This is a genomic window from Nocardia sp. NPDC049220, from assembly GCF_040647855.1.
Lineage (GTDB): Bacteria > Actinomycetota > Actinomycetes > Mycobacteriales > Mycobacteriaceae > Nocardia.
This window is the reverse complement of record NZ_JBEZDA010000001.1, coordinates 1,098,308-1,124,239: the sequence shown is the minus strand read 5'-3', so window position 1 is coordinate 1,124,239 and position 25,932 is coordinate 1,098,308. Positions and strand designations below refer to the sequence as shown.

Sequence of the window (25,932 nt, the reverse complement as noted above, 5' to 3'; positions counted from 1 at the left end):
GGCGGTGTTGCCCGCAAAGTTGACGACGATCGCGAACCCGTCGGCAGCGAGTCGTGGGGGGGGGGGGGGGCCCCAGGCGCGGCCCCCCCCGGGGGGGGGGGCCCCGGCGGCCAGGCATCGGTGACCGGCGCGCTCGGCGCGGCGGGCGCCCGGCATGCGACGCTCACCTGGCAGGGTTGGGGTCATCCGGTCTCGACCCACTCCGGCTGTGCGCAGCAGGCGCTGTCGAATTATCTGAAAGATGGCAAGCTGCCCGCCGACGGGACCGCCTGCCCCGCCTGAATCACGGGTAGCGCGGCCGCGACGGCGGCGCGTCGGACAGGGTCCCGGCAACCACCGGAATCGGATCCGGTGTACCGTTCCCCAGTGTTCCTTCGACAGCTCGAGCCCCGGACCGCTCGCACCACCGCTGAGGTGATCAAGTTCGCACTGTGGCCCCTCGCGGTCATGACCGTGCTGAACCGGGTGTTCATCAAGGCTGTCAATGGTTTCATCACCGACGACTACCGGCCGGTCTATCAAGCGTCCCTCGATTTCCTGAACGGACGTCCGGTCTACACCGCGAACTTCGATTCGGTCGACCCGCACTACCTGTATCCGCCCAGCGGTACCCTGCTCATCGCGCCGATCGCGGCCATCGACTACGAGAAGTCACGTTGGCTGTTCATCGCACTGAACGCGATCGCCATCCTGATCGCGTGGTATCTGTTGCTGCGACTGTTCCGGTACACGGCGAACTCGGTCGCCGCGCCGGCGCTGCTGCTGGCGATGTTCATGTCCGAGACGGTGATCAACACGCTGGTCTTCACCAATGTCAACGGGTGCGTGCTGCTCGCGGAATTGATCTTCATCCACCTGCTGCTGAAACGGCGGGATCTCTGGGCGGGCGCCGCGCTCGGATTGAGTATCGCGGTGAAGCCCACCCTGGCGCCCTTGCTCTTGATCGCGCTCGTCCGCGGGCAATGGAAAGTCTTCATCACCGCGCTCGGGGTACCGATCGCGCTGACCGCCATCGCCTGGCCGCTGTCGAAGGACCCGGAGAAGTTCCTCACCCGCACCGCCCCGTACATCTTCGAGTCCCGCGACTATTTCAATAGCGCGATCGTCGGCAACGGCGAGTACTACGGTCTGCCGCCATGGCTGACCTGGGGCATGCGGCTGGTGATGGGCGTGCTCGTCATGCTCACGCTGTGGCTGCTGTACCGCTACTACCGCGACGACGAGGTGTTCTTCGTCTGCACTGCCTCGGGCGTGCTGCTCACCGCCTCGTTCCTGCTCAGCTCACTCGGGCAGATGTACTACTCGATGATGCTGTTCCCGTTCCTGATGACGGTGGTGCTGCGCAATTCGGTGCTCCGCAACTGGCCTGCCTGGCTGGCGATCTTCGGGTTCATGAGTTACGACAAGTGGCTGTCGGACCGCTGGCAGCACGTCGGCCGCAACCTGGAGTACCTGCGGATCACCTTCGGCTGGGGCCTACTGCTGCTCGTCGTGTTCTGCGTGCTGGGTGACCGCTACCTCGCCGCGCGACGCGACGGCCGGTTGCCGTTCGAGATCGATCCCGCGTGGATGCGCTCCGCGCCCGATTCGCGCGACCCGGCGTCCGCGTCGGCGGAACCGCGCGACACGGTGGCGGCAGATTCGGTCCGGTCGCGTAATGGATCGGCGTCAGAACAGCAGAAGCGTATTAGCGTGGAGGGATGAGTTTCGAAGCCGACACATCCCTGCCTGTACCGCGCATCCAGCTCACGCCGCAGGAATGGCGGTCGAAGCTGAACGCGGACGAGTACGCGGTGCTACGCGACGCTGCCACCGAGCGCCCTTTCACCGGTGAGTACACCGATACCAAGACCGAGGGTGTCTATACCTGCCGGGCCTGCGGCGCCGAGTTGTTCCGCAGCACCGAGAAGTTCGACTCGCACTGCGGCTGGCCGTCATTCTTCGATCCGGCGGAATCGGACGCGGTGATTCTGCGGTCGGACGACGCGCTCGGTATGCGTCGGGTCGAAGTGCTGTGCGCGAACTGCCACAGCCACCTCGGCCACGTGTTCGAGGGCGAAGGGTACAACACGCCCACCGACAAGCGCTACTGCATCAACTCCATCGCCCTGCGGCTGCACCCCTCGGGCAGCGCAGCGGAGTCATAGCCTGGCACTCTCGCCGAAGAGTACGGATTCGCCGCACCACGCGCATGCCCCGAAAACTCGGGGATCGGAATGATGTTCGGCGGTCTACGGGCTGTAAAGCACCGGCCTGATCGAGTCAGGGCAGCGCCGCGATCAATTTCTCGATCTCGACCCGCGGGCCGGTGAAGAACGGGACTTCCTCACGCACGTGCAGCCGCGCCTCGGTGGCCCGCAGGTCGCGCATCAAATCGACGATCCGGTGCAGTTCCGGCGCCTCGAACGCGAGGATCCACTCGTAGTCGCCGAGCGCGAACGAGCTGACCGTGTTGGCCCGCACATCCGGATAGGCGCGCGCGGCCTTGCCGTGGTCGGCCAACATCTTGCGGCGCTCGTCGTCGGGCAGCAGGTACCACTCATAGGACCGGACGAACGGGTAGACGCAGATGTAATTCCCCGGATCCTCACCGGCAAGAAACGCCGGGATATGGCTCTTGTTGAACTCGGCGGGCCGGTGCAGCGCCACGTTGCTCCACGCCGGCGCACTGGCCCGGCCCAACTCGGTGGTGCGACGAAAGTCCGCGTAAGCGGCCTGCAGGTCTTCGATGTGTTCGGCGTGCGACCAGATCATGTAGTCGGAGTCGGAGCGCATGCCCGCCACGTCATAGATGCCGCGTACCACGACATCGCGGTAGGCGAGGCCGTCGAAGAACTCGCGAGCCTCCTTGATCGTGGCCTCCCGATCCTCACCCAGCACTCCGGGCCGCACCTGGAAGACCGAGAACATCAGGTACCGAATCGTGGAGTTCAGACTTTGATAGTCGAGTCGCGCCATGGCCCTATCGTGCCACTCGGCCGCGCCAACTGGGGCCGCGGGCGTGGATTATCCGGGAACCTCCGCCCCGACGCTCGCCGCGATCCGTTGCGCGGCGGCGGTACCGGAGGCGATGCACGCGGGCACGCCGACGCCGTGCAGATACGCACCCGCGATGGCGAGGCCGTCCAGCGATGCGATCTCGGCTTCGATCGCCGCGATGCGGGCGGTGTGTCCGGGTGCGTACTGGGCGAGGCCGCCGGGCCAGCGCTGGACTACCGCCGAGGTGGGTTCGATCGCGACGCCCGTGACGGTGGCCAGATCTTCGGTAGCGGCGGTAATGAGGTCGGCGTCGGGCCACGCCAGCGCCGTGTCGTCGCCGAACTTGCCGAAAGAGACTCGGACGAGCGCGGTTTCGCGTTGCGCAAGATGCGGCCACTTGCGGCTGGAGAGAGTGAAAGCCTTGGCGCGCAAGGGTTCTCCCGTGGCGACCAGGATTCCCGAGTTCCGCGGCAACGCGGTGTCGCGCGGCAGCGCGAGAGCGACCACCACCGACGAGGACAGTTCGACGCCCGCCAGCGCAGCCGCAGCGACCGGTGCAACGGCGCCGAGCAACCGCGCGGTCACCGGCGCGGGAGTGGCGAGCAGCACGGCGTCCACCGCGCCGATCGGGTCGGCTACCCAGCCGCGCGGGCCCCTGGCCAACCGGGTACCGGGTGTCGCGGTCACGAATCGTGCGGCAGCGCGCGCGACGAGCTTGTCGAGCAGCGCCCGGTAACCGTCACGGATTCCGCCGAAGACCGGTGCGGTCGACGGCGGCGGCAGCGCGGCGCCAACGGCGGCGGTGAGGCTGGGCGCACCGTTGTCCAAGGCAGTGGCCAGCGTAGGAAGCGCGGCGCGGACGCCGATGGAGCGCGAACTGCCCGCGTATACGCCACCGAGCAACGGATCCACGCTGCGCGCGGTAACCTGCGCGCCGAATCGCTCGGCGACCAGGCTGTAGACATCGGTGTCCGAGCCGGGTTCCCAGGCCAGCGGCCGGTCGGGCTCGGCGGCGATCCGCCGCACTGTCGCGGCGTCGACGAGTCCGCGCATCGACTCGGCGTTCGCCGGAATGCCCATCAGCGTGCCCTCGGGCAGTGGATGCCCGACACCGGTCGACCACAGCAGCGGGCGCAGCCCCGCAGGCGTCACCAGCTGCGATTCGAGATCGAGCGCCCGCAGCAGTGCCGGCATCTCGGGGCGCCGTCCGACGAACGCCTCCGCCCCGAGATCCAACGGTTCGCCCGCCAATTCGCCGGTGTAGAGGATTCCTCCGACCCGGTCAGCTCGGTCCAGCACAAGCAGGTCGGCGTCCGACCCGAGGAGCATTCGCAGCCGAAACGCGGCCACCAGCCCACTGATCCCACCGCCGATCACCGCGATACGCATACCTCGACCGTATCGTGCGTGGCGCCCGTCGCACACAGCACCGGCGCCCCCTGACCGACAAGACCAGGACACACCGCCCGCATTTCACAGTGCGTGGACGAGTTCCACCAGCGCGGTCAGCACTCCGGGATCGGTATCCGGCAGGACTCCGTGGCCCAAATTGAAAATGTGCCCGGCAGCGCCCAGCGTGATCGCCTCGTCCGCCTCGCGCGCGATACGGCGGGCCTCCGCCTCGATCGCCGTCGCCCCGGCGAACAGCACCGCGGGATCGAGGTTGCCCTGCAACGCTTTTCCGGGCCCGATACGGCGGACGGCATCGGTCAGCGGCACCCGCCAGTCGACGCCGACCACGTCGGCGCCGGCCTCCCCCATGACGCCGAGCAGCTCGCCGGTTCCGACGCCGAAGTGGATGCGCGGCACGCCCGCGTCAGCGATCTCGGCGAACACCCGCTCGGAGTGTGGCAGCACGAAAGTGCGGTAGTCGGCCAGCGAGAGCGCGCCCGCCCACGAGTCGAACAGCTGTACCGCGTCGACGCCGGCGGACAGTTGGGCCTGCAGAAACGCGATGGTGACGTCGGTGAGCGCGCCGAGTAGCGCGTGCCAGGTCCGCGGGTCCGCGTGCATCATCGCCTTGGTGCGTTCGTGATTCTTACTCGGCCCGCCCTCGACCAGGTAGGAGGCCAGCGTGAACGGCGCGCCGGCAAACCCGATCAGCGGCGTCTCCCCCAGTTCGTCGACCACCAGACGCACGCCCTCGGTGACCGCGCCGACCTCCTCGGGCCGCAGCCGAGGCAGTACGCGCACGTCCTCGACGGCCCGCACCGGCGACGCGACCACCGGCCCGACACCGGGCACGATATCCAGGTCGATGCCCGCCGCCTTGAGCGGAACGACGATGTCGGAGAACAGGATCGCCGCGTCGACCTGGTGCCTGCGGACCGGCTGCATGGTGATCTCGCACACCAACTCGGGATCGAAGCAGGATTCGAGCATCCCGATGCCCGCGCGCACTTCGCGGTACTCGGGCAGCGAACGTCCGGCCTGGCGCATGAACCACACCGGCCGTCTGCTCGGCGTCGCGCCGGTGGCAGCGGCCAGGAACGGGGCATCGGTCAACCGGCGGCGGGTATGAGTGCTCATCACCGCTATCGTATGCGGGCTCGGCAGGACCGACCGACCCGGAGGCGGCAGCATGCGCAACCACAACTGGGCGCGCGAACGCCACCGAGCACAGCGGGAGCGACAAACCCAGGGACGGCAGCATGCGTAACCACACACGGGCCCATGGACGCCGAATCGAGTACAGCGGCGCGCCTCCGACTGGACTGGGTGCACAAGGTCTACCGTCACCTTCCGTGACACCGCTCGACTTCCGCGACGGCGCCGCACCGACCGAGGGACCCCATGGCGAGCCAGCTCAGTTTCGCGCCGCGGTCGATGCGATGGGCACCGCTACCGTGCACCCCCGGATCGAGCTCGCGCCCATCCGGCCGCCGCAAAGGCTCGCGCCTTATTCCTACGCCATCGGCGCCGAGGTCAAACATCCGGAAACCGGTGTGGTACCGGCGGATTCCGAGGGCGACGCGTTCGGCAGGCTGATCCTTTTACACGATCCCGACGGCGACGATACGTGGCACGGCACCTTACGACTGGTCGCCTACATCCAGGCCGACATCGATGCCTCGCTGGCCACCGATCCACTCCTGCCCGAGGTGGCATGGAGCTGGCTGGTGGACGCGCTGGAGTCGCGAACCGAGCCGTTCACCGCGCTCGGCGGTACCGTGACCTCGACCAGCTCGGTGCGCTACGGCGATATCGCCGGTCCGCCACGTGCGCACCAACTGGAATTGCGCGCCTCTTGGACCGCGACGACCACCGACATGCGCCCGCACGTGGAGGCCTTCTGCGAGGTGCTCGCCTATGCGGCCGGACTCCCGCCCGCCGGGATCACCCCACTGCAGATGCGTCCCGGCCTGTCCGGCGACCAAGGATGAGCGCGGCGCCCCGCGCGGTATGACCTGCGCCGAGTCGGGCGGCGCCGGTCAACTCGAGCCAGCGACGTCGATGGCTCGACACACTGATGGCGGTAGGACGGCGGCGTCCACGCGACGGCACGTAAAGTTCAACACCATGTCCGTACCAGACGAATCCGAACCTTCGGCCGCGACACCTCTGCTCGCGCCTGCGGAGGGCGTGCCACCGGTACTGGACACCGCCGCTGAGATCGCCGCCGCCGCCACCCTCCTGGCCGCGGGCACCGGCCCGCTGGCTGTGGACGCCGAACGCGCCTCTGGATTTCGTTATTCGGCGCGTGCGTACCTCATCCAATTGCGCCGAGCCGGCGCGGGTACGTTCCTCATCGATCCGATCCCGGTCAGCGATGACCTTGCTCCGCTGGCCGGTGTGATCAACGAGCTGGAGTGGGTGCTGCACTCGGCCGACCAGGACCTGCCCGGGTTGGCCGAACTCGGCTTGCACCCGGCGAGTCTGTTCGACACCGAATTGGGCGGGCGGCTGGCCGGTTTCGAACGCGTCGGACTCGCCGCGATGGTGGAGCGCCTGCTCGGTCAGGCGCTGCGCAAGGGCCACGGTGCGGCCGACTGGTCCACCCGGCCGCTGCCGGACGAATGGCTGAACTACGCCGCACTCGATGTCGAATTGCTACTCGAACTGCGCGATATGGTCGCCGCCGACTTGGCGGCACAGCGCAAATCCGAATGGGCGGCACAGGAGTTCGAGCACATCCGGACCCTGGAGCCGCCCGCTCCGAAGGCCGAGCGCTGGCGACGCACTTCCGGCATCCACACGCTGCGCCGGACCAGGCAGCTCGCGGTGGTCCGCGAGCTGTGGACAGCCCGCGACGCGCTGGCCCGGGCACGTGATGTGGCGCCCGCGCGGATCCTCCCGGATGCCGCGATCATCGCCGCGGCGACCGCGGAACCGAAGTCGATCGCGCAGCTGCGCGCACTACCGGTGTTCGGTGGGCCGCGCCAGCGCCGATACTCCCGAGAATGGCTGGGTGCGGTCGAGCGTGGCCGCACTATGCCGGACAGCGAACTCCCCCCGCTGACCCAGCCGTTCGACGGTCCACCTCCGGTCAACCGCTGGGAACGGCGCGACCCTGCCGCAGCGGCCCGTCTGACCAAGGCCCGGGCCGTGATGGGTGAGCTGTCGACCCAGCACGCGATTCCGGTGGAGAACCTGCTCTCGCCGGATCTGGTCCGCCGCCTGTGCTGGGACGGACTCCCCGACTACAGCCGGGTGCCCGAACCGCCCGCCGAGTTGTCGGCGGCGATAGACGGCTTCCTGACGGCAGGCGGCGCCAGGCCCTGGCAGCGGGCACTCACAGTGCCCGTACTGACCGAAGCGTTGCTGCCCGCCGGCTGACTCGGCGCGCGCCGCGCGACCCCCGGATCCCAGGATCGGGACGGGAGTGGTGCTCAGCACCTGGACAGCGCCGGATGAGGTGCACTCACCGCGGTGTCCAGACAGCGGTGCGGCTCGAGCCCGTGTATGAATTCCGATGCACCCGTTTAATTTTCGTTGCGGCATTTCGACTTCACACTCAGAATTCATACGGCAATTCACGCTGAATCCCACTTTTCGCATGATGCGGTGTAACAATTCGCAATCTATCGACGTGGACATATATCCGCTATTGTTTAGCTATTCAGTTAGATCGCCCAACAGCGGCGATTTCGACACCCACGGAACGTGACCTGTCCACGCTCCGCAATCGAGGTGGGAGCGTCGATCGTGAAAAACGAATACGAACAGAATCGACACTCACAGCCCGGCGGTTTCGAGCATGGAGACCGGCCGGATTGAGCTGGGTCGCCGCTTCGCTCCGTCGCCTGGTCACGACCATCAAGACTGACGTCACGCGGGCCGCCGACGCGCTTTCGCGTGAGTACCGCGGAGCCGGACGAAACGTGGCGTCAGCCGCGGAAACGCTGCCCGAGGCAGATCGAAAGGGCGGGCGTCTAATCAACCTATCGGACCAGATATCGAGCCGGCCCGGCCGGGCCAGCGAGTTAATCGGTCACCCGAGAGTCCAGCACACCCCGCAAATCGTTGCAGAATTCGGCCGAGAGGTCGCCGAGTTGTTCGCGAAATCGCCGACGCTCTCCGCGAAGTTCCGCGAACTCGAACACAAGGGGTGGCTAGCGTGCTACGGCGAGAAGGATATGGGCACATACGCTGATCGAGATATCAAGACGATCATCATCGACGAGAACCATCAGGAAAGCCCGATGACGACGGTACAGTTGCTCGCACACGAACTGGGCCATGCGCAGTACAAGCTTCCACCGGAGATTCCGTACCACGGTGAGCCACGCGCGGAGTGGGTCGAGAAGAACGCGCGGCAACATTTCGACGACGAAGGCGAGGCTTCCCTGGTCGAGGCCCAGGGGCTGCGCGAAATCGCTGAAAACGGCGGTCCACGCGTCCAGGTCAGCGGCGCACACTGGCAGCAACACGAAGTTATCTACGACAAGTATGCGGGTGGAGATCTGACTCGAAGCGAGGCGAGAGCGGCGATCGGGAAAACCTATGAGAACGAGCACATGAGCGGCATAGGCGAAACCTATGGACGCTACTTCAGGGAGTTCTACCGTGGCATCTTCGACGAGAGATACGGAAACGGACCGAAGTCATCGTGAGTTCATCGCAGCTCGACACCATGCACCGGGCAATCGACACAGTGCTGTCGATCTCGCACGATTTCACCGCCGAGAATATCGGCGCAGCCTGCTCAGCAGAGTTGCGCGAAGTCGACAGCAGCAATCCCTATATCCGCGAATTCCAAGGGAAACCGCAGGACAGTCCCTTCTCGGCGATTTCGTTGCGCCTGCCCCGCACCCCACCCGCCGGACCCGACAGTGTGCTCGTACTCACCCCCGCTGTCCGACTCACTCAGGCAGATCTGACCGACCGGTTCGACCTTTCCCCCGAGCGTGCGGATATCAACCCACACATCCCACCGGAAGGAACGATCTCGTTTCGCGAAACCCGTGGCAACAGGACCTTGGTACTCCAGTTCACTGCTCGCTCGCGCATCCTCCGCATGATCGCGATCAACGAGGCCGATTCGACAACGGGGCCACACACGCCGGTACCGGCACCCTCGTGACGAGATCCGCCCCGGTCACACCCGAACACCCTGCAAGCGACCTGCGTCGGCGCGTTCCTCGCTGTTACTGTGACGTGCCCCGACCTGCAGAAGCAGGGCGGCGGCGTGGTGGCGGACCTGCGCACGGTGATAGGTGGGCCGCCTCAGCGGGCAGCCAACCACCCGCTGATCCGGCGGGCGATGTCGGGCGCGGTCAACCCGAGTTCTCCGTGTACTTCACCACGCGAAGCGTGGTCCAAGAACTGCTGCGGCACACCGAGATCGCGGGTCGGGACATCCAGCCCGGAGTCGCGCAGGCGGGCGGATACCGTGGACCCGATTCCACCGTGCAGGCCGCCGTCCTCCACCGTGACCACGAGATGGTAGTTCTCGGCAAGCTTCACCAAAGTGTCCGACACTGGCAGGACCCAGCGCGGGTCGACCACAGTGACCGAAACCCCCTCGTCCTCCAGCAGATTCGCCGCCGCCAGCGCCACCGGCGCGAAGGAGCCCACCGCGACGAGCAGTACGTCGCCGTGCACCGCCTGTACCGAACCCGCGTCCGGCTCGGCCACCCGGAGTACGTCCACCCCGTCTAGGCGTTCGACAGCCGAGATGTCCTCGGCGACACTGCCCTTCGGGAACCGCAGCGCGGTGGGTCCGTCCTGCACGGCCAGCGCCTCGGCCAACTCCTCACGCAGCGTCGCGGCATCGCGCGGCGCGGCCACCCGGATGCCGGGAACGATTCCGAGCACCGACAGATCCCACATCCCGTTGTGGCTGGCTCCGTCGGTGCCGGTGACTCCCGCGCGATCCAGCACCACGGTTACCGGCTGCTTCAACAGCGCCACGTCCATCAACAACTGGTCGAAGGCGCGGTTGAGGAACGTCGAGTAGATCGCGACCACCGGGTGCATCCCGCCCAGCGCGAGACCCGCCGCGGAGGCCATGGCGTGCTGTTCGGCGATGCCGACGTCGAACATCCGGTCCGGGAATCGTTCGCCAAATGCCGCGAGCCCGGTGGGCCCCGGCATCGCGGCGGTGATGGCGACAATGTCCGCGCGACGCTCGGCGTGCGCGATCAGTTCGGTGGAGAACACCGAGGTCCAACCAAGCGCTTTCGGCCCGCCCACCGGAACGCCGGTCAGCGGGTCGATCGGGTCGCACGCGTGCATCTGATCGGCGACGTGGTTCTCGGCGGGGGCATAGCCCCGGCCCTTCTGCGTCACCGCGTGCACCACGACCGGCCCGCCGAAGTCCTTGGCACGGCGCAGCGCCGCCTCCAGGGCGGCGATGTCGTGGCCGTCCACCGGTCCGACGTACTTGAGCCCCAGGTCACTGAACAGCTCCTGCGGGCTGACCGCGTCCTTGATCCCGGCTTTCACCGCGTGCATCATCGAGTACGCCGACTCACCCACCCCGGGAATGCTCTTCAGAATGCGTTTGCCCGTATCCAGCGCGTGCTCGTAGGCCGGCTGCGTGCGCAGCGCGGTCAGCCGATCGGCCAAACCGCCGATGGTGGGCGCATACGAGCGACCGTTGTCGTTGACCACGATGACCACCGAGCGGTCCGGGGCACCCGCGATGTTGTTCAGAGCCTCCCAGCACATACCGCCGGTCAGTGCGCCGTCGCCGACCACGGCGACCACATGCCGATCCTGCCCCTGCAGCGCGAACGCCTTGGCCAGGCCGTCCGCGTAGGACAGCGCCGCCGACGCGTGCGACGACTCCACCCAGTCGTGGGCGCTTTCGTCCCGGCTGGGGTAGCCGGACAGACCACCTTGCTTGCGCAGTGAATCGAACTGGTCTTTGCGACCGGTCAGGATCTTGTGTACGTAGGCCTGATGTCCGGTGTCGAAGATCAACGGGTCGCCGGGCGATTCGAAGATCCGATGCAGGGCGATGGTCAGTTCGACGACACCGAGATTGGGGCCGAGGTGTCCCCCGGTCGCGGCGACTTTGTGGACCAGGAACTCACGGATCTCCTCCGCCAGCTCGCGCAACTGCGGCATGGTCAGCCGACGTAGATCTTCGGGCGTGTCGACCCGGGAAAGCACTCCCACCTGAACTCGCTCCCTCCGGATAGCTCATCTGATCGAGATCAGTCTACGGAGCGGCAGCTGGTGCTCCCGCACGAGAGCGATCACACCAGCCGACATCGCGCCGAAATGTGAGCCTCGACATACGGTACTCGGCATAGAGTGCCAGGACGGCTTGGCCCTAGCAAGTGGGGGCGACGACAATCGATCCCAGCGTAGTAGCCCGGTGGGCGGGCACTGCCGCTCCTCGAACCGCGCACCACCGGAAATCGAGGCCCAGACAGACCCCGCGGCACGCGACCGCGGCACGGCGAGTAATTCGCGTGCGGATGTGATCGGCGGGGGCTGATTGCCGAGACACACACGGCGGGGACGATTGTGTGACTCCGCCCGTTGAGCGGTCCGAGTGGCACCGATTCGCTAGGAGAACACTGTGAGCAAGAAGTCCGACTCGCGCGCGGGCACGGTCACCACCTTCGGGCACGGCACCGTCAACGCCACCCCAGATCTGATGCGGGTGACGATCTCCATCGAATCGCGGGCGAGCACGGTCGCGCTCGCCTATCGCGAGGCCGGTGAGCGCGTGGCCGCGGTGGCGCGGTCGCTGCGTTCCGACGGTGTCGCGGGCGCAGCTATCGCCACCAGCGGACTGTCCGTCCACACCGAGACGGTGTGGACCGAAGGACAGGGCAACCGCATCACCGGATACCTGGCCGGCACCGCATTGACCATCGCCCTCGATGACATCGGCGAGGACGCCGACCCCGGCCCGGCGACCATCATCGCGAATTGCGTGGACGCAGGCGGCGACGACGTTCGCCTCGGCGGCCTCACACTCACTTTCGCCGATCAGGAATCCCTGCTGATCCGAGCCCGCGACGCCGCATGGCACAACGCCTTCGCCAAGGCCCAGCAGTACGCGGACCGCGCGCGACGGGTACTCGGCAAGGTTCTCGTGATCACCGAGAACACCGCCGCCGCACCCCCCGTCCCCCGTGCGCGACCCACGTCCGCACCGATGGAGGCCTATCGCGCTGCCGCCATCCCGGTCGAATTGGGCGACAGCGAGATCTCCGCGAGCATCTGCGTTACCTGGCAACTGGATTGACCTGTCCGGGGCTGGGAATCCGGAGCGGACAACCGTCACGTCCGGCAGACAGCGAAAACTTCGGTGGTTCGGGCCGACCGAGCAACGCTGGCGCTTGCACGCCACCGATCCGCGGCGCCCGCGGGGTAACACAATCGCCCGTCGGGCATCGGAATTTCGTGCCCGCAACATCCAACGCCCTCCAGCGGTCGCAACCCCCGGCGCCGGAATCAGCCACTGCGCCGAGCAGCGTGCCTATATTGAGGTCGTCCACCGATCGGGAGGTCGTATGTCGTTCGTACTCATCGACACACCCCGGCCACAAGTCGCCCTGGTGACGCTCAATCGGCCCGAACGGATGAACGCGATGGCGTTCGATGTGATGATTCCGCTGCGCGAGGCGCTGGAGGAGGTCAGCGCCGACAACAACGTGCGCGTCGTCGTGCTGACCGGCGCGGGGCACGGGTTCTGCTCGGGAGCCGACCTGCGGAGCGCCGGGACAGTGCCGAACGCGGACGGTCTGACCGTCAGCAGCGTCGCGCGGCGCTCGATGGATCTGCTCAACGACGTGATGATCACGCTGCGGCGGATGCACCAGCCGGTCATCGCCGCGATCAATGGCGCGGCCATCGGCGGCGGCTTCTGCCTGGCCGTAGGTGCCGACATCCGGATCGCCGCCGAGGACGCGTACTTCCGCGCCGCGGGCATCAACAACGGTCTCACCTCCGCCGAACTCGGTATCAGCTACCTGCTGCCGCGCGCCATCGGGGCGTCCCGCGCGTTCGAGATCATGCTGTCCGGCCGCGACATCGATGCCTCCGAAGCCGAACGCATCGGCCTGGTATCCCGTACCGTCCCCGCGACGAAGCTCTTGGACGCCTGCTACGAGCTCGCCGAGCGGATCATCGGCTTCAGCCGGGTAGGCACCGAACTCACCAAGCGCATGCTGTGGAGCGGTATGGAGGCGGGCAGCTTCGAATCGCACATGCAACACGAGGGCACGGCCCAGCTCTACGTCCGCCTCACCACCGGCAATTTCGATGAGGCCGTCCGCGCCCGCCGCGATCGCCGTCCGCCTGTCTACGAGGACTGAGCGCTCAGCGCTCCAGTAACGCGAGGCATTCGACGTGATGGGTCGCCGGGAACGCGTCGAACGCGCGTAGATCCGCGAGCCGATAGCCCGCCGCCTGGTACAGACCGAGATCACGAGCGAAGGCCGCCGGGTCGCAACCGACGTGGATGATCCGCGTCGGCCCACTCGCGGTGACCGCGCCCACCACCTCCTTGCCCGCGCCCGCGCGCGGCGGGTCGAGCACCGCGACATCCGCCGCCGCCGCGTCGACATGCTCGACCGCCCAGCGCTCCACCCGCTGTGCACGATGCTCCACCCACGGCAGATCGCGCAGCGCGGCAATACCGTCCGCGACGGCGGACCGGGCGGTTTCCACCGCGACCACCGACCCGCTCCGACCGACCTGTTCGGCCATCCGTGCGGCGAAAACGCCTGCGCCACTATAGAGATCCCATGCGCTGCCACCAAGCGTCAGCCCGGACCAATCGGATACCAGATCCGAATAGCATTGCGCCGCATCGCGATGCGCCTGCCAGAAACCTGTCACGGCGATCTCCCACCGACGGCCGGCCACGTATTCCACCGCTCGACCGCTGCCCTCGAACACCCACTCGTCGCGTTCGGCCAGGGTGGCGGCACGCCGCGCGGCCGCGGCGCGACGCTCGTCGTGCCGCGGGGAATCCGCTGCCGCGCGGTCACCCCTGCGCCGAGCGCCACCGCGCCCGCCGGATCCACGACGTCCACCCTCGCGCTCGTCGCGCGGCGGGCCGTCGCCGGCTCGTCCGTCACCAGGCCCACCGCGGCTACCACTGTGACGGTCGTGACCCCCGCGCGGGTTGCGCCCTCGGACTTCCCCGTCGCCGGAATCCGATCGCCGCCCGCCCGCGCCACGGCGATCGCCGCCACGTCCGCCGTACTCGGCCGCCGCGGCGGGCGCCAGCTCGACGATGTGCCGGATCCCGTCGCCGTCCACCGCGATCACCAGGTCGGCATCCGGGGTCCACAGACGATCCGCGACACCGTCCAGTGCCCCTGGAACCGGTTGCGGACAGCGCAGATCCGCGATCACCTCGCTGCTGCGGTACCGGTGCACACCGGCCCGACCCTGAGCGTCGACCGCAAGCCGCACGCGCGTGCGCCACCCACCGATCGCGTCGTCGGTTCCGGCGATCGGCTCAACGATCACCTCGCGGTCGATCCCGGCCAGCCGCCGCAACTGCTCAGCGACCACCGCGGCCTTCAGCGCACGCTGCGCCGTCGGTGTCGCGAAGGAGAAATCGCAGCATCCCGCACCGCCCGGGCCGGATACCGGGCAGGTGGCGGGCACGCGATCGGGCGACGCGTCGAGCACCTCGACCGCGTCGGCGCGGCAAAACGAGCCACCTCGATCCTCGGTAACCCGCGCGCGCACCAACTCACCCGGCAGCCCGTGCCGGACGAACACCACACGTCCCTCATGTCGTGCGACACAGAAACCGCCGTGTCCCGGCGGTCCGAGTCGCGCCTCGAACGTGTTCCCCCGCCAGTCACTCATTGCGGACAACCCGAGGACATCATGGCCGCTCCCCGCCGTATCCGCGCCGCACCGCACCCGGTGCGTTCACCACGCCGGGCGCCTTCGCGTGCGTGGACGAACTCAGCTGCCACGGCACGCTGGTCACCATGACGCCGGGCTCGAACAGCAGCCGGCCTTTCAGCCGCAGGGCGCTCTGATTGTGCAGCACCTGCTCCCACCAGTGCCCGACCACATACTCAGGGATGAATACGGTCACCACGTCGCGTGGGGCGTCCTTGCGCACCCGCTTCACATAGTCCAGCACCGGCTTTGTGATCTCCCGATACGGCGACTCGATCACCTTGAGCGGCACCGTGATATCGCTCTGCTCCCATTCACGCACCAGCGCCCTGGTGTCGGCCTCGTCGACGTTCACCGTCACCGCCTCGAGCGTGTCGGGGCGGCTGGCACGGGCGTATCCCAGCGCGCGGCGGGTGGGCAGATGCAGCCGCGACACCAGCACGATGGAGTGCGAGCGGCTGGGCAGCACTCCGTCCCAATCGTGCTCGTCCAGCTCACGGGCAACCGAATCGTAGTGCCGGCGAATGAGTTTCATCACGACGAAAATCGCGACCATGGTGCAGATAGCGATGTAGGCACCCGCGAAGAATTTGGTGATCAACACGATGATCAGTACCGCGCCGGTCGCACTGAGCCCCACCGCGTTGATCACCCGAGACCGCTTCATCCGCGCCCGCTGCGCCGGATCGGCCTCGTTGCGCAGCAGACGGGTCCAGTGCCGCAACATCCCGGTCTGGCTGAGGACGAACGACACGAACACCCCGACGATGTACAGCTGGATCAGCTTGCTCACCTCGGCGCCGAAGAGCACCACGAAGGCGATGGCCGCGCCGGCGAGGAACAGGATGCCGTTGCTGAATGCCAGCCGATCGCCCCTGGTGTGCAGTTGACGCGGCAGGTAGCGGTCCTGGGCCAGGATCGAGCCGAGCACCGGGAACCCGTTGAACGCGGTATTGGCGGCGAGTACCAGGATGAGTGCGGTCACGATGGTGATGAAGAAGAATCCGATCGGGAAACCGCCGAACACGGTTTCGGCGAGCTGCGCGACCAGCGTCTTCTGATGGTAATCGGGGGGTGCGCCGATCAGATCGGAGGCGTTGTGCGCGTAGACGATTCCGATCTTCTGAGCCAGGATGATGATGCCCATCAGCAAGGCGATCGCGATGGACCCCAGCATCAGCAGCGTGGTGGCGGCATTACGTGACTTGGGCTTGCGGAACGCGGGCACACCGTTGCTGATCGCCTCCACACCGGTCAGCGCGGCACAGCCGGAGGAGAACGACCGCGCGATGAGGAAAGCGAACGCCAAGCCGTACAGGTGCTCGTCCTCGGCCTTCAAACCGAAACCGGCCGACTCGGCCTGCAATTCGTCACCGAGCACGTAGATCCGCAGCAACCCCCAGACAAGCATGACGGCCATGCCGATGATGAACGCGTAGGTGGGAACGGCGAACGCCTTGCCCGATTCGCGGACACCGCGCAGGTTTATCGCGGTGAGCGCGGCGATCGCCACGACCGCGAACAGGACCTTGTGCGTCGCGACGAAAGGAATGGCCGAACCGATATTGGAGGCAGCCGAGGAGATCGACACCGCGACGGTGAGTACGTAGTCGACCAGGAGCGCGCTACCGACGGTCAAACCCGCGTTCGGACCGAGATTTGTCGTGGCGACCTCGTAGTCGCCACCGCCGGACGGGTAGGCGTGCACATTCTGCCGGTAGCTGGCCACCACCACCGCCATGACGAAGGAGACCGCGAGTCCGACCCAGGGGGCGTACAGATAGGCCGAGATGCCCGCCGCGGACAGCACCAGGAAGATCTCTTCGGGTGCGTACGCAACCGAGGACATGGCGTCGGAGGCGAATACCGGAAGCGCGATTCGCTTCGGCAGCAGGGTGTGGCCCAGCGAGTCACTGCGGAAAGGCCTACCCAGCAGCACTCGTTTCGCTGCCGTCGTCAATTTGGACACTGGAGCGAGCATAGGCCCCCGGACGATGCCTCGCGCAGCTGGCTCGCAGGTTTGCCCGGGGACGGGAAGGGGAACGTGGCCGGTGGAATCATTCGACGGGTACCGTTCGACCGAACAGAAAAGCAGACCGAACACCATGGTTCCAGGAACGAGGTTGCACGGTGTACGTAGTGATCATGGGTTGCGGGCGAGTCGGCTCATCGCTGGCTCACGCCCTGGTCCGGGTAGGTCACGAAGTCACCGTGATCGACCGGGACCCCAGCTCCTTCCTCCGCCTGGGAGCCGACTTCCCCGGTGAGCGGGTGACCGGAGTCGGTTTCGATCGAGATGTGCTGATCAGCGCGGGAATCGAGCGGGCAGACGCGTTCGCGGCGGTGTCCTCCGGTGACAACTCCAACATCATCTCCGCGCGAGTGGCCAGGGAAATGTTCGGCGTGCAGCGCGTAGTCGCCCGGATCTACGACGCCAAGCGCGCCGCGGTTTACGAGCGCCTCGGCATCCCCACCATCGCGACGGTGCCCTGGACCACCGACCGTTTCCTGCGGGCGCTCATCGGCGACCCAAGCACCACCACCTGGCGCGATCCGACCGGAACGGTTGCGGTAACGCAGCTGACGCTGCACGAGGAATGGTACGGACGCACCGTGCGCGACCTGGAGCAGACGGTCGCGGCCAGGGTGGCGTTCATCATCCGATTCGGTCAGGGACTGCTGCCCGATAGCAAGACCATCGTCCAGGCCGACGACATCGTCTACGTTGCCGCCACGTCCGGCACCGTCAGCGAGGCCGTCGCCGTGGCGGCGAAGCCCCCAGCAAGCGAGGACTGAACATGAAAGTGGCTATCGCCGGAGCAGGCGCCGTCGGCCGATCGATCGCCAAGGAGCTCTTGCGCGGCGGGCACCGGGTCATGCTGCTGGAGCGTCAGCGGGAGCATATCGACCCCGCCGCGATCCCGGATGCTGTCTGGGTGCACGCGGACGCGTGCGAGCTCGCGCTACTCGAAGACGCCGACCTGGAGACCTACGAGGTGGTCATCGCGGCCACCGGTGACGACAAGGCGAACGTGGTGCACAGCCTGCTCGCGAAAACCGAGTTCGGAGTGCGCCGGGTGGTGGCGCGGGTGAACGATCCACGCAACGAATGGCTTTTCGACTCGTCCTGGGGCGTCGACGTCGCGGTGTCCACGCCGCGGCTGCTCGCTTCGCTGGTCGAGGAGGCGGTGTCCGTCGGCGATCTGGTGCGTCTGATGACGCTACGACAAGGCCAGGCGAACCTGGTGGAGATGACGTTGCCGGCGGATACCGCCCTGGCCGGCAAGCCGGTGCGCGCGCTCACCCTGCCGCGGGATGCCGCCCTGGTGACGATCCTGCGCGGCGGGCGGGTGATCGTGCCGCAGCCCGACGATCCGTTCGAGGGCGACGACGAACTGCTGTTCGTGACCTCGGTGGAGGCCGAGGAAGACCTCCGGGTGGAGCTCGCCAACCACGGCTTCCGGCCGTAACCTTCCGATGCGGCCGATGTTGTTCGGCCCCCGGCGCGGCAGTCGAGGATTACGCGGCCAACTTCAGTTCGGCGCGCAGCTTGTTCAGCGCGCGGTGCTGCATGACCCGAACCACGCCTGGGCTGGTGCCGATGGCCTCCGCGGTCTGGGCCGCCGACCAACCGAGCACGATCCGCATGACGAGCACGTCACGGTGTGCGGGCGCCAGCACCTTCATGAGTTCCCGTGTGGCCGTTCGCCGTTCGGAGGCCAGCGCCCACTCCTCTGGTCCCGCGGCGGAGCACGCGACGTCCGGAATGTCGGCCATCGGATAGCTGGGGTGCTGCTGGGAGCGACGGAACGCGTCGGCAACCTTGTTGGCCGCGATGCCGTAGACGAAGGCCAGAAACGACTTGCCCTGGTCGCGGTAGCGCGGGATCGCGTTGACGGTGGCCAGCAGGACTTCCTGGACGACATCGTCGGCAGTGACCTGCAGGTGCGCGGTATTGCCCAGACGCGCCGTGCAGTAGCGGCGAACCAATGGGTGCACGAGCCGGACGATCTCGGTGACCGCCTGGCGGTCACCCGTGACAGCAGAGCCGATCAGTTTGTCGAGTTCGGCCGATACCCGGCGGCTCTCCGACAAAGCCGGGCTGTGCTTCTCGGGCAGTGTCGCGATGTTGTGCTCGGTAGCCACGTCCGAGTCCTCCCTTGCCGATCAGTGCGCGTTCTTGGTACGCATTGATCGTCTGACGAACTCGGGGCAGCAACCAGATACCCCAGGGTGGATAACCAACCACCTCGGCGGTGGGACTCACCCCACCCTGGTGAATTTCACTGGCCGACGGCGGAAGCTCGACGCCCTCAGGCAGATCCGGTCGCGGTCACCGTTTTGGCGGGCAGATGGCCCGCGCGGCGGACTGCCCAGATGGTGACGGCGAGCGCCACCGCGGTCAGCGGCCAGCCCATGGCGATCCGCGCAAAGGCCAGCCAGCCGGTCCGGTCGGTGTCGTAGAGCTGCGACTGCACAAGATAGCGGGCACCGAACACGATGATCCAGGTGGCGGTGGCCAGGTCGTAGAGGCGCACCAATCGCCGGTCGAAACGCCAGTCGGTGCCGTGGCCGTTCAACACCCCCCAGATCACGCCGACCAAGGGCCGGCGCACCAGGATCGAGACAAGGAACACACCGGCATAGACGAGACTGGTGTAGATGCCGAACAGGAAGAAGCCTTTGGCCTCACCCATTCGGTAGGCGATGAGCGCGCAGACACCCACTCCGAGGAACCCGGAGATGGCGGGCTGGATGGGATTACGTCGCACCAAGCGCCAGACCAGAACAGCCGCGGCCACGCCGAGCGCCGCCCAAATCGCCGCGGTCAGCCCGGTGAAACTGTTCACGGGGACGAAGACGACAACCGGGAGCGTCGAGTAGATCAGGCCGCTGAAGCCGCCTAGTTGTTCGAGGAGGGTCTGCTCGGCATGTTCCTCGTCATGGCCGGCGTGCTCGTCGAGGCCGGCGCGATCGGTGGAGCCTGTGTTGTCGTTGCTCGATGGCATACGTCAGCTGTTCCCGCGCAATTCGTAGTAGGGGTTGTAGATCACTTTGCGACCATCGCGGTCGCCGACCCGGCCGCGCACCAGGATGCGCCGCCCCGGCTCGATACCAGGAATGCGTCTGCGCCCGATCCACACCAGGGTGATGGCGTCGGTGCCGTCGAAGAACTCGGCCTGCACGCTGGCGCCTGCGGACTTGGGACACGCTTCGACACTGCGGAGCCTACCGAGCATGGTGGCTTCTTCACCGCGCCGACACTCCGACGCCCGACAAGCTCCTGACGCCTCCGAGGTCTCGGCCAGCTCTTCGGCATCCAACTGGTCGATGTCTTCGGTCAGTTTGCGGCCCAGACGTCGAAAGTAACCTGACGCTGCGGACATTGTGCACGCTCTCCTGCATAGAGCACATGGCGTGGGTCGCACACCATCGTGGGGTTTCGAACTTCACGACCGGCTGGGCCGTACACCGCCACTGTAGATGGGCCGCGCCACCCCCGCTACGCTCGGTCCGATGTTCGCCTCGGCACAACCCACCAGCGTCGTAGCGCTGCCCGGTAGCGGGTCCGACGCCGATTTCGCCAGACGCGCCTTCGGCCCGGCCAGCGCCGCGCACGGTCTAGACCTGGTTGCGGTGGAACCTGATCCGCGCGCGGTGGTCGCGAGTTGCCGGGCCGCCCTGGCCGCGGCGGCGCGCTCGGGGCCGGTGCTGGCGGCCGGGATCTCACTCGGCGCTGCGATCGCGCTGGAGTGGGCGGCCGAACATCCGGACCGCGTCATCGGGGTCGTGGCGGCTCTTCCCGCGTGGACCGGGTCGGACACCGCAGGCTGTCCCGCGGCACTCAGCGCAAGGGCCACCGCGCGGCAACTGCGGACCGATGGTCTTGCCGCGGTGACCGAGCGGATGCGGGCAGATAGCCCCCGTTGGCTGGCCGAGGCGCTCGCCCAGTCGTGGCGGGCACAGTGGCCACACCTGCCCGAGGCACTGGAGGAGGCCGCCGACTACAAGTGGCCGGACGCGCAACGGCTGGCCGCCTTCCCGCTGCCGATCGCGGTGATCGCCGCCGTCGACGACCCGGTGCATCCGGTGGCAGTCGCCGAGGAGTGGGTCGCACTCGCGCCGCACGCGCGGCTGCACCGGATCACCCTGGACGAGCTCGGCGCCGATCCCGCGATCCTGGGTCACCGGGGAATCGGCGCCATGTGTTGAGTTCGGACCGGTCAGTTCAGCCCGAGTTGCTGCATCGCCGAGCCGTCCGCGCCACGCCGCGGGCCTTCCGGCAGGCGCGGGGGCAGTACGGGCGGTGGCCCGGTGCGCGTGGCGGCCGCCTGCACGGCCATCGCCTGCTGCTGAGCCTCGACCTGCTGCTGATGGGCCGCGGCCAACTGGTCGGACAACTGCTGTGGCAGCACCACCGGCAGCGGCTCGCGCACCGGCAGCGGATCTTCGCCGCGCCGGACCACGGTCTCGCTCATGATCGCTCGCGCCGCCCTCACCAGCGGGCTACCGTCGTTCGCCGCACCGGACGGGCCCGCAGCGACCAACCGCACCATCCAGCGGTAACCGTCGACGCCGATGAAACGCAGGTCGGCCCCCTCGGTGATAGCCAGCAACTCGCGGCCCCACGGCCCGTTCTCCACCGCAACCTTGGCGCCGTCTTTGCGCAGCGAGTCGGCAAGATCCGCTGCCACCAATCGCCATTGGCCCGACGTTTTGGGCGCCGCGTAGGCCGCGACCGTGATCCGACCGTGCTCGGTGGCCAGGTGCACCGCCTGCGGCTGACCTTCCGGCGTCATCTCGACCTGCAACTGTCCACCGGGCGGGACCGGAAGCAGCACTGATCCCAGGTCGAGCCGCTGCTCCGACACCGCCTCCAGTAGCTCCGCGACATCGTCGTAGTCGTAGGGGCCGGGCTGCCCGGACGGCGTGTCGGCGTCGAAGTCCACTCCCGCGTACGAGCGTTCGTCGGTCGGGGCATCGTCACCGTAGGGGTACTCATCGGCGTACTCGGACTCGTCGGCGTACTCGGACTCGTATTCGGCGTCCTCGTAGTCGGCGTCCTCGTAGTCGTTCGCCTCGTCGGCGTAGCGGTCCGACGACTTCTTTCTCTTTCCGAACATTCCCGTCATGCCTCCTCGCCGGTCGCCCGGCCCGCCCCACCTGTCCGTACGGTCAGGGTCGCGTGACCACCGCTGGAACCGTGACCACCCGTACCCCGTGTCGTTTCGTCGAGCGAGTCGACCTCCACGAAATCCACCAGCTCCACGCGCTGCACTAGGAGTTGCGCGATACGGTCGCCGCGACGTAGCTCGATCGGTGTGCGCGGGTCATGGTTGATCAGGCACACCCTGATCTCGCCTCGATACCCGGCGTCGACGGTGCCGGGGGTGTTCACCACGGACAGCCCGGTCTTGGCCGCGAGCCCCGAACGGGGATGGATCAGGCCGACCGTGCCGACGGGCAGCGCGACGGCGATACCGGTGCCGACCAGCACCCGTTCCCCCGGCTCCAGGATGACGTCTTCTGTGGTGCACAGGTCTACACCCGCGTCGCCGTCATGGGCGCGCGTGGGTATCGGAATGCCGGGATCCAGCCGCAGCAAGGGTATGGGTGAAGGTGCGCTCACGATGGACGAGCCTACGCGCAGGCTGTTTGCCTTCGTGACTTAGTGTTGACTCGTGTCGGACCGGCCCAACCCCTTGACGATGGACGAGAAACACCAGCCCACACGTCCCTACCATGAGCGCCTGTGGGTGCCGCTGTGGTGGTGGCCGGTGGCGTTTGCCATCACCGGATTGCTCGCCGCCGAGATTCATATGGGCGCGCCCGGGTTGCGCGCATGGCTGCCTTATGTGGTGCTGTTCCCGGTCCCGGTCTGGGTACTCGTTTGGCTGAGCCGCCACCAGGTCGAGGTGGTGCCGGACGCTACCGGCACACCCGAGTTGCGGGCCGACCGCGCACACCTGCCGGCGAATTTCGTGGCCCGCGCGGCCGCAGTGGGCGCTACCGCAAAGAGCGCGGCACTCGGTCGCCAACTCGACCCCGCTGCCTATGTACAACATCGCCCCTGGGTGGGGCCGATGGTTCTGCTCGTACTCGACGACCCGGACGACCCGACGCCGTACTGGCTGATCAGTACGCGGCGGCCCGAACAGGTCCTTGCCGCGCTCGGTCTACCGAGCGCGGGCTGACATTTGGTTATCGATCTCGCCAGAGATCAGGCGGCGCAATCCATGCAAATCATCTGACCGCCTTTATCGCTGGCCAGCCTGCTCCGGTGGTGCACCAGGAAACAGCTGGAACAAGTGAACTCGTCGGCCTGCTTCGGGATCACCCGAACCGTCAGCACTTCCTCGGACAAGTCTGCGCCGGGAAGCTCGAACGACTCCGCGGTATCGGATTCGTCGATGTCCACGACGGCGGACTGTGCCTCGTTACGACGAGCCTTCAGCTCCTCCAGCGAATCTTCCGACACATCGTCGGTTTCGGTGCGCCTCGGTGCGTCATAGTCGGTTGCCATGTCGTCTTCCCCTCGTCCTAACTCCGTATATCCCGAGCCGGTCCACTCACACTCGATTCCTGGCGGAATCGACGCGACCGGTACCGCCCCGCCGGTGGTGCACGTCACACGCACACCGGTCACCTATCAGGGCGGATCGGGCGGATCCACTCCGGATAGCGCTCGGTAAACGCAGGACATGCCCTTCTTGTTCCCGCGACCGACCACCGATTCCGCCGCTGATGATTCGATCTGGGCCGCCAGACAATAGCGGACTATGAAGGAAAAGTCGCAATGAAAACACAGCCGAGTCGAAACTGAGGGGCAATCGACACCAACCGTGGAACTCGCCGAGACCTGGCGTGCGCGCGGACCGGACACATTTTCGTAGAGTGTGCTCGTGGTTTCACTGATCACCGAAGGCAGCGCGACAGATACCCGAGGTCGCCCCTTCCTTCGGCGCCGCCCCCAGCCCTGGCTCATTCTGCTCGGCGTTCTCGCGTTGGTCTGCGGGATCGTCTGGATCAAGGCCCTGACCACCCACGATACAAACACCACCGCGATGGCCTGCAATGCCCCGAGCCCGGCCATCGATCCCGGTGCGTCGCCACCGGTTCCACTCGGTCAGCGAGTCGGCGCGGGCCGACTGCAGGACGTGGAACCCGCACCGCTCGCCGCCAGCAAAGTGCGCGTGCTCAACGCGAACAACCAGCGCGGCCAGGCCACCCACGTCGCCGCTCAGCTCGGCGACCTCGGTTTCGGCAGCGCACCGGGAATGCAATACGGCAACGATTCGGTATACGTCAACGGCGACCTGGAATGCACCGGCCAGATTCGCTTCGGCGCGAGCGGCGGACCGGCCGCCTCCGCGGTTCAGTTGGTCGCGCCGTGCGCCGAACTGATCGAGGATCAGCGCGCCGACGACACGGTCGATCTGGTGCTCGGATCACTGTTCCGGGACATCCGGCCGAGCAACGACGCCGAAGAGGTGCTGCGGTCACTCAAGAACCCGGCGCCGGGCGACTCGACCTCGATCGATATCGAGCTGCTCAACGCAGCGCGGCAAGCCCGCTGCTGATCACCGATCGGGAATCGGCTCGGTAGCGCCCACCCGGCGCAGCAGTGTCATGAATTCGTCGGCGATTCCGGGCGCGGCGGCAACCACCAGGTCGCCGTCGATGCCCGGCGCCGTCGCGGGTGGGAGAATCAACTGCGCGCCCGCTTCCGCGGCGATCAGCGCGCCCGCACCCCAGTCCCAGACGTTGAGGCCGTGCTCGTAATACGCGTCCACCCGGCCCGCAGCGACGTGGCAGAGGTCCAACGCGCCAGCGCCGAATCGGCGGATGTCGCGGACGTGCGGTAGCACCTGCGCGACCAACTCGGCCTGCCTGGTTCTGCGCTGCCTGCCGTAGGCGAATCCGGTAGCGACCAACGACATCGAGACCGTGTCGACCGGTGTGCACCGCAAGTGCTCTACCACGCCGTCGGCGCCGACGCGCAACGCGCCGAGCCCAAGCCCGGCGCTGTAGGTCGCCGCCCGCTCCACGTCCACCACAGCGCCGGCCACCGGACGCCCGCCACGAAGCGCGGCCACCGAGACGGCGTAGCCGGGGATGCCGTAGAGGAAGTTGACGGTGCCGTCGATCGGATCCACCACCCAGTGGACGGTATCCGCGGCCGTGTCGTCGAGGCTGCCACCACCCTCCTCGCCGACGATCGGGTCGCCGGGTCGCTGCTCGGCGAGCAGTCTTCGAATGAGCTCTTCGGTCTCGGTGTCCACGATGGTCACCGGGTCGGTTGCGTGGCTCTTGGCCTGTACGGCGCCGTCGGCGTGCGTGCCCGCGGGCCCGAACACCTCGGGACGGCGGGCGCGGACATGAGCAGCGGCGGTCTCGGCGAGATCGACCGCGACGCGGCGCAGATCCGCTTCGTCGCCGCGCGCGACGATCGAGAAGAGGGAGTCGGAGGTGGAGTCGGACACTGGCGATGAGGTTTCCGGCACGCCGTCCATCGCATCACACATCCTCCGAACCGCACAGCACGATCTCCTATTAGGCTTGTTGTGCACGACACAGCGCCGTCGTCGGCTACCCCGTTCACAACGCCCCAGCGGCGCCGTGGGGTCCTGCGCGAGACGCTGTCTTTCCACCGGCCAAGCACAGGAAATGAGGTCT

The 25,932-nt window shown here is 67.3% G+C and carries 26 protein-coding genes and 1 pseudogene; 14 read left to right on the top strand and 13 right to left on the bottom strand.

Annotated features, from left to right (window positions below):
- Positions 1-108: 108 nt before the first annotated feature.
- From AB0C34_RS04965 to msrB, 3 genes and pseudogenes are all read left to right on the top strand, one after another.
- Positions 109-282: pseudogene (locus AB0C34_RS04965) on the top strand (alpha/beta hydrolase); the annotation flags it as partial.
- A gap of 84 nt (positions 283-366) precedes the next feature.
- Entirely contained in the window at positions 367-1,704 is a 1,338-nt protein-coding gene (locus tag AB0C34_RS04960; RefSeq protein WP_357067511.1) for a glycosyltransferase family 87 protein, read from the top strand.
- Positions 1,701-2,147 (top strand): peptide-methionine (R)-S-oxide reductase MsrB, encoded by a 447-nt coding sequence (gene msrB / locus AB0C34_RS04955; RefSeq protein ID WP_357067509.1) that lies wholly within the window; start codon positions 1,701-1,703, stop codon positions 2,145-2,147. Before AB0C34_RS04960 ends, msrB begins: the two co-directional genes overlap by 4 nt.
- 115 nt (positions 2,148-2,262) lie before the next feature.
- On the opposite strand, the gene hemQ is transcribed toward msrB, so the two are convergent.
- From hemQ to hemE, 3 genes are all read right to left on the bottom strand, one after another.
- Positions 2,263-2,958: a hydrogen peroxide-dependent heme synthase gene (gene hemQ / locus AB0C34_RS04950; protein WP_357067507.1), complete on the bottom strand. Its 696-nt coding sequence runs from the start codon at positions 2,956-2,958 to the stop codon at positions 2,263-2,265.
- A 48-nt stretch (positions 2,959-3,006) separates the two neighbouring features.
- Entirely contained in the window at positions 3,007-4,368 is a 1,362-nt protein-coding gene (locus AB0C34_RS04945) for a protoporphyrinogen oxidase (protein WP_357067505.1), read from the bottom strand.
- A gap of 84 nt (positions 4,369-4,452) precedes the next feature.
- The gene (hemE, locus tag AB0C34_RS04940) at positions 4,453-5,517 is read right to left on the bottom strand and encodes a uroporphyrinogen decarboxylase (RefSeq protein WP_357068507.1); all 1,065 of its coding nucleotides are present in this window, start codon (positions 5,515-5,517) and stop codon (positions 4,453-4,455) included.
- A gap of 206 nt (positions 5,518-5,723) precedes the next feature.
- On the opposite strand from hemE, the gene AB0C34_RS04935 reads away from it, so the two are divergent.
- The 4 genes from AB0C34_RS04935 (at position 5,724) to AB0C34_RS04920 (ending at position 9,502) form a co-directional block, all read left to right on the top strand.
- A complete protein-coding gene (locus tag AB0C34_RS04935; protein WP_357067503.1) occupies positions 5,724-6,362 on the top strand; it encodes a DUF3000 domain-containing protein in 639 nt (212 codons plus the stop codon).
- Between the two features lie 136 nt (positions 6,363-6,498).
- Positions 6,499-7,755 (top strand): ribonuclease D, encoded by a 1,257-nt coding sequence (locus AB0C34_RS04930; protein ID WP_357067501.1) that lies wholly within the window; start codon positions 6,499-6,501, stop codon positions 7,753-7,755.
- A gap of 437 nt (positions 7,756-8,192) precedes the next feature.
- Positions 8,193-9,032: a hypothetical protein gene (locus tag AB0C34_RS04925; RefSeq protein WP_357067499.1), complete on the top strand. Its 840-nt coding sequence runs from the start codon at positions 8,193-8,195 to the stop codon at positions 9,030-9,032.
- Complete coding sequence (locus tag AB0C34_RS04920; RefSeq protein ID WP_357067498.1) at positions 9,029-9,502, top strand: hypothetical protein; 474 nt, start codon at positions 9,029-9,031, stop codon at positions 9,500-9,502. Before AB0C34_RS04925 ends, AB0C34_RS04920 begins: the two co-directional genes overlap by 4 nt.
- A gap of 143 nt (positions 9,503-9,645) precedes the next feature.
- On the opposite strand, the gene dxs is transcribed toward AB0C34_RS04920, so the two are convergent.
- A complete protein-coding gene (gene dxs / locus AB0C34_RS04915) occupies positions 9,646-11,544 on the bottom strand; it encodes a 1-deoxy-D-xylulose-5-phosphate synthase (RefSeq protein ID WP_357067496.1) in 1,899 nt (632 codons plus the stop codon).
- Between the two features lie 409 nt (positions 11,545-11,953).
- Between dxs and AB0C34_RS04910 the strand changes: the two genes are divergently transcribed.
- Both AB0C34_RS04910 and AB0C34_RS04905 read left to right on the top strand, forming a co-directional pair.
- Positions 11,954-12,628: an SIMPL domain-containing protein gene (locus AB0C34_RS04910; protein ID WP_357067494.1), complete on the top strand. Its 675-nt coding sequence runs from the start codon at positions 11,954-11,956 to the stop codon at positions 12,626-12,628.
- Between the two features lie 268 nt (positions 12,629-12,896).
- Positions 12,897-13,700, top strand: a complete 804-nt coding sequence (locus AB0C34_RS04905; protein ID WP_357067492.1) for an enoyl-CoA hydratase — start codon at positions 12,897-12,899, stop codon at positions 13,698-13,700.
- Between the two features lie 4 nt (positions 13,701-13,704).
- Here the strand turns inward: AB0C34_RS04905 and AB0C34_RS04900 are convergent, their stop codons facing one another.
- Both AB0C34_RS04900 and AB0C34_RS04895 read right to left on the bottom strand, forming a co-directional pair.
- A complete protein-coding gene (locus tag AB0C34_RS04900; RefSeq protein WP_357067490.1) occupies positions 13,705-15,213 on the bottom strand; it encodes a TRAM domain-containing protein in 1,509 nt (502 codons plus the stop codon).
- 19 nt (positions 15,214-15,232) lie between these two features.
- Positions 15,233-17,224 (bottom strand): APC family permease, encoded by a 1,992-nt coding sequence (locus AB0C34_RS04895; protein WP_357067488.1) that lies wholly within the window; start codon positions 17,222-17,224, stop codon positions 15,233-15,235.
- Positions 17,225-17,385: 161 nt separating this feature from the next.
- On the opposite strand from AB0C34_RS04895, the gene AB0C34_RS04890 reads away from it, so the two are divergent.
- Both AB0C34_RS04890 and AB0C34_RS04885 read left to right on the top strand, forming a co-directional pair.
- Positions 17,386-18,051 carry a TrkA family potassium uptake protein gene (locus AB0C34_RS04890; protein WP_357067486.1) on the top strand — a complete coding sequence of 222 codons (666 nt, stop codon included), beginning with the start codon at positions 17,386-17,388 and terminating at the stop codon, positions 18,049-18,051.
- 2 nt (positions 18,052-18,053) lie between these two features.
- Positions 18,054-18,725: a TrkA family potassium uptake protein gene (locus AB0C34_RS04885; protein ID WP_357067484.1), complete on the top strand. Its 672-nt coding sequence runs from the start codon at positions 18,054-18,056 to the stop codon at positions 18,723-18,725.
- A gap of 49 nt (positions 18,726-18,774) precedes the next feature.
- Here AB0C34_RS04885 and AB0C34_RS04880 read toward each other — a convergent pair whose 3' ends face one another.
- The 3 genes from AB0C34_RS04880 to AB0C34_RS04870 form a co-directional block, all read right to left on the bottom strand.
- Positions 18,775-19,401 (bottom strand): sigma-70 family RNA polymerase sigma factor, encoded by a 627-nt coding sequence (locus AB0C34_RS04880; RefSeq protein WP_357067482.1) that lies wholly within the window; start codon positions 19,399-19,401, stop codon positions 18,775-18,777.
- 167 nt (positions 19,402-19,568) lie between these two features.
- Positions 19,569-20,264: a DUF3159 domain-containing protein gene (locus AB0C34_RS04875; protein WP_357067480.1), complete on the bottom strand. Its 696-nt coding sequence runs from the start codon at positions 20,262-20,264 to the stop codon at positions 19,569-19,571.
- 3 nt (positions 20,265-20,267) lie between these two features.
- The gene (locus tag AB0C34_RS04870; protein WP_357067478.1) at positions 20,268-20,642 is read right to left on the bottom strand and encodes an OB-fold nucleic acid binding domain-containing protein; all 375 of its coding nucleotides are present in this window, start codon (positions 20,640-20,642) and stop codon (positions 20,268-20,270) included.
- A gap of 130 nt (positions 20,643-20,772) precedes the next feature.
- Between AB0C34_RS04870 and AB0C34_RS04865 the strand changes: the two genes are divergently transcribed.
- Positions 20,773-21,468 carry an alpha/beta hydrolase gene (locus tag AB0C34_RS04865; RefSeq protein WP_357067476.1) on the top strand — a complete coding sequence of 232 codons (696 nt, stop codon included), beginning with the start codon at positions 20,773-20,775 and terminating at the stop codon, positions 21,466-21,468.
- An 11-nt stretch (positions 21,469-21,479) separates the two neighbouring features.
- Here AB0C34_RS04865 and AB0C34_RS04860 read toward each other — a convergent pair whose 3' ends face one another.
- Together AB0C34_RS04860 and dut are read right to left on the bottom strand one after the other, a co-directional pair.
- Positions 21,480-22,379 (bottom strand): DUF3710 domain-containing protein, encoded by a 900-nt coding sequence (locus tag AB0C34_RS04860; protein ID WP_357068505.1) that lies wholly within the window; start codon positions 22,377-22,379, stop codon positions 21,480-21,482.
- Between the two features lie 5 nt (positions 22,380-22,384).
- Positions 22,385-22,885 (bottom strand): dUTP diphosphatase, encoded by a 501-nt coding sequence (gene dut, locus AB0C34_RS04855; protein ID WP_357067474.1) that lies wholly within the window; start codon positions 22,883-22,885, stop codon positions 22,385-22,387.
- 79 nt (positions 22,886-22,964) lie between these two features.
- On the opposite strand from dut, the gene AB0C34_RS04850 reads away from it, so the two are divergent.
- The gene (locus AB0C34_RS04850) at positions 22,965-23,450 is read left to right on the top strand and encodes a DUF3093 domain-containing protein (protein ID WP_357068503.1); all 486 of its coding nucleotides are present in this window, start codon (positions 22,965-22,967) and stop codon (positions 23,448-23,450) included.
- Between the two features lie 26 nt (positions 23,451-23,476).
- Here the strand turns inward: AB0C34_RS04850 and AB0C34_RS04845 are convergent, their stop codons facing one another.
- Positions 23,477-23,779, bottom strand: coding sequence for a DUF4193 domain-containing protein (locus AB0C34_RS04845; protein WP_174186817.1), 303 nt, complete (start codon positions 23,777-23,779; stop codon positions 23,477-23,479).
- Positions 23,780-24,158: 379 nt separating this feature from the next.
- Between AB0C34_RS04845 and cei the strand changes: the two genes are divergently transcribed.
- Positions 24,159-24,836: an envelope integrity protein Cei gene (cei, locus tag AB0C34_RS04840; RefSeq protein ID WP_357067472.1), complete on the top strand. Its 678-nt coding sequence runs from the start codon at positions 24,159-24,161 to the stop codon at positions 24,834-24,836.
- Here cei and AB0C34_RS04835 read toward each other — a convergent pair whose 3' ends face one another.
- Entirely contained in the window at positions 24,837-25,739 is a 903-nt protein-coding gene (locus tag AB0C34_RS04835) for an inositol monophosphatase family protein (RefSeq protein WP_357067470.1), read from the bottom strand. It abuts the gene before it with no gap.
- Positions 25,740-25,932 lie beyond the last annotated feature (193 nt).